Here is a 2,543-nt window from a genome sequence, read left to right as displayed (position 1 = left end):
CCGGCGAGCAGACGGCGACGGTCGATCGGCACGAGACGACTCCTGGCGAAGCTTCCGATGCGAGATCGTCGCCCGCGCGGCGACGCGGCGCAAGCGACTGCGCCGCCGCGGGCCGGCCGTCAGTCGGTCGAGCTGAGTTGGCCGATGGCGTCGCGATGCAGCTCGCCGATCTTCGAGGCGACCGCGTCGCGCGACATCGGAACGCCGGCGCGGTTCAGGTCGTACCAGAGCTTCTGCACGATGGCGTCGCTGCCGGTCATCGAGCCGGAGGCGTGCACCTCGGCGGCATAGATCGTGAGCGTGTCGTCCGGCATCCGCATCAGGCGGCCGGCCCACAGGCCGGCGAGCGCGTTGCGGCGGGCCACGATGCTGTCGCGGGTGTCGGCTTCCGGGCACCAGTCGCGGGCGGTGGCGCGGCGGGCGAAGGCTTCGACCTGTGTCGTCATTCTCGTGTCTCCCTCTGGGTCCTCTCGGTCCGGACGTTGAGCGTCCGTGTGCCGGCCGGGTTCGATGTCCCGGGTTCGATGTCGCCCGGACATCCGGGTCCTGAAACCGGGTTGTCCTGCCGGATTGGTACAAGTACCTATAGACGAATGTCGCATCTGTCCAGGGGCGGGTGGTCGCGGCCGCGTGCAATGTCCGGGTGTGGGCAGGAGCCCGCCCGGCCGCCGTCGAACCGCGCGTCGCCGTGCCCGCACCAACGTCGATCGGTTCGCCGGGCGCCCGCGCGTGGAGACGTGGGCCGGCCGCTTGCGGATCATCATGGAGGCACCCGATGGCGACACGGACGCGGCTGGTGGCGGTGGCACTGGTGCTCGGGACGATCGGCGCGGCGACGGCCGCGAGCGCCCAGGGCGAGTATCGCGGCACGGCGGCCCAGCAGCGGGCGTGCCGGCCGGACGTGTTCCGGCTCTGCGCCGGCGAGATCCCCAATGTCCGCGCCATCACGGCGTGCCTCGCCGCCCGCATGAGCCGCCTGAGCCCCGACTGCCGGGCCGTCTTCGAGGCGGCCGGTTACAAATAAGCGACGGGGCGCCGCGATCCTGATCCGATGGTCGGCTTGTCCGATCACCCCGTCCCGCTGTATCTCGGGGTGGGGGAGCGGACCGGATGCAAGGGGCGAGTCTCGACACCATCGACGACCGGATGATGCGCCGGGCGATCGCGCTCGGTGCCGGCGGCGGCCGTCGCGAGCTGCCCTTCGCCTGCGTGATCTGCCGCGACGACGAGGTGGTGGCCGAGGCGACCAACGCGGTGCGCCGCGAGCAGGACGTCACCCGTCACGCCGAGATCGTCGCGATGGCGCAGGCACGCCGCGCCCTCGGCCGGCGCAGCCTGTCGGGCTGCACGCTCTACACGACGGTCGAGCCCTGCGCGATGTGCTCCTTCGCGATCCGCGAGTCGCGCATCGGCCGCGTCGTCTACGGGCTGCGGTCGCCCAAGATGGGCGGCCACTCGAAGTGGAACATCCTCGACGATGCCGAGCTCTCGCGCGCCATGCCGGAGGTGTTCGGCGCGCCGCCCGACGTGCGGCCCGACGTGCTCGCGGCCGACGCCGAGCGCGGCTGGTTCGCCTGGAACCCGCTGATCTGGACGATCATCCGCATGCGCGGATGCTTTCACGTCCATCACGACGCGGCGGCGCCGGCCGTGCGGCCGCGCCGCCGGATGCTGCGGTCCTTGTTTCCGGGGCTCTGACGCCGCGCGTTCAGCGCAGGGCGGTGGCTGCCGGCGGCGGCCCGGTCTCGTGCGGCCCGATGCCGTGCGCGCCGCGCATCGGCAGCATCAGGCCGAGCAACAGCCCGATCACGAACAGAACAGCGAGCCCGATGGCCAACGTGCGGCCGGGTCCGGACGGGAGCGGGGGAAGCGAACGGACGGTCATGCGAGCCTCCTCGATCCGAGGATCGGAAATCGCCGAACCAGACGGCAGCGTGGGCCGTTTCGCAGCGGCCGCCATGCGCCACGTCAACAACCGCGGTCCTCGGTCGCCGGCAATCCGCCGCTGACCATCGGTCCGGCCCCGCGGTCGGCTGTTCGAACGCTTTGCCGGTTCGCAGCAACCTTTCATCGCGCCGAGCCGGTCGACCCGGTTCACCCGACACAAACGCTTTGTCCGTAAGCTCCGTCCCGGCGCGCGTTCGCACCCGGGGCCGGGGCCCGGTGGGCGCGCAGGAGAAGCCGACATGGAGATGCTGGCGCTGCTGGCCGCCGTTGCGGCGATCATCCTCGCCTGGGGCGAGCGCCGGCGCATCGCCGAGCTGCGCACCCGCCTGATCGGGCTGGAGCAGCAGGTCGCCGCCCTGCGGGAGGCTCCGCGAGCCAGCCCGCCCGCGGCCGATATGCGGCGCGACGCGTGGCGACCCGAAGCCGACGGGCCCGTGCCGCCGCCGCAGGCGCCGCCCGTCTCCGAGGAGATCCCGCCCGCCGTGGTCGCGGAGGAGAGCCCGGTCGCCGCCCCCGTAGGCGAGACGCCTGCGGCTGCCGCGTCGCCGCCCTCGGTGCCGCCGGTGCGGCCGGTGCCGCCGGTGCGGCCGGTGCGG

The 2,543-nt window shown here is 73.1% G+C and carries 4 protein-coding genes and 1 pseudogene; 3 read left to right on the top strand and 2 right to left on the bottom strand.

Annotated features, from left to right (window positions below):
• Window positions 1-119: 119 nt before the first annotated feature.
• Window positions 120-446: an ATPase inhibitor subunit zeta gene (locus CH341_RS34570; RefSeq protein ID WP_170149855.1), complete on the bottom strand. Its 327-nt coding sequence runs from the start codon at window positions 444-446 to the stop codon at window positions 120-122.
• 329 nt (window positions 447-775) lie between these two features.
• On the opposite strand from CH341_RS34570, the gene CH341_RS29035 reads away from it, so the two are divergent.
• Together CH341_RS29035 and CH341_RS29030 are read left to right on the top strand one after the other, a co-directional pair.
• Window positions 776-1,024 (top strand): hypothetical protein, encoded by a 249-nt coding sequence (locus tag CH341_RS29035; protein ID WP_210208664.1) that lies wholly within the window; start codon window positions 776-778, stop codon window positions 1,022-1,024.
• An 86-nt stretch (window positions 1,025-1,110) separates the two neighbouring features.
• The gene (locus CH341_RS29030) at window positions 1,111-1,698 is read left to right on the top strand and encodes a nucleoside deaminase (RefSeq protein WP_111422731.1); all 588 of its coding nucleotides are present in this window, start codon (window positions 1,111-1,113) and stop codon (window positions 1,696-1,698) included.
• Between the two features lie 10 nt (window positions 1,699-1,708).
• On the opposite strand, the gene CH341_RS34565 is transcribed toward CH341_RS29030, so the two are convergent.
• Entirely contained in the window at window positions 1,709-1,885 is a 177-nt protein-coding gene (locus CH341_RS34565; protein ID WP_170149854.1) for a hypothetical protein, read from the bottom strand.
• A gap of 301 nt (window positions 1,886-2,186) precedes the next feature.
• On the opposite strand from CH341_RS34565, the pseudogene CH341_RS29025 reads away from it, so the two are divergent.
• A pseudogene (locus tag CH341_RS29025) lies at window positions 2,187-2,543 on the top strand (hypothetical protein); the annotation flags it as partial.

Source organism: Rhodoplanes roseus, from assembly GCF_003258865.1.
Lineage (GTDB): Bacteria > Pseudomonadota > Alphaproteobacteria > Rhizobiales > Xanthobacteraceae > Rhodoplanes > Rhodoplanes roseus.
Note: the sequence above shows the minus strand (reverse complement) of the source record. Positions and strands in the feature narration are given on the sequence as shown.

What these genes read in the sequence shown, in the direction of transcription:
- CH341_RS29030 (WP_111422731.1), top strand. Translation starts at nt 1,111, where the DNA reads ATGCAAGGGGCGAGTCTCGACACCATCGACGACCGGATGATGCGCCGG.
- CH341_RS34570 (WP_170149855.1), bottom strand. Translation starts at nt 446, where the DNA reads ATGACGACACAGGTCGAAGCCTTCGCCCGCCGCGCCACCGCCCGCGAC.
- CH341_RS29035 (WP_210208664.1), top strand. Translation starts at nt 776, where the DNA reads ATGGCGACACGGACGCGGCTGGTGGCGGTGGCACTGGTGCTCGGGACG.
- CH341_RS34565 (WP_170149854.1), bottom strand. Translation starts at nt 1,885, where the DNA reads ATGACCGTCCGTTCGCTTCCCCCGCTCCCGTCCGGACCCGGCCGCACG.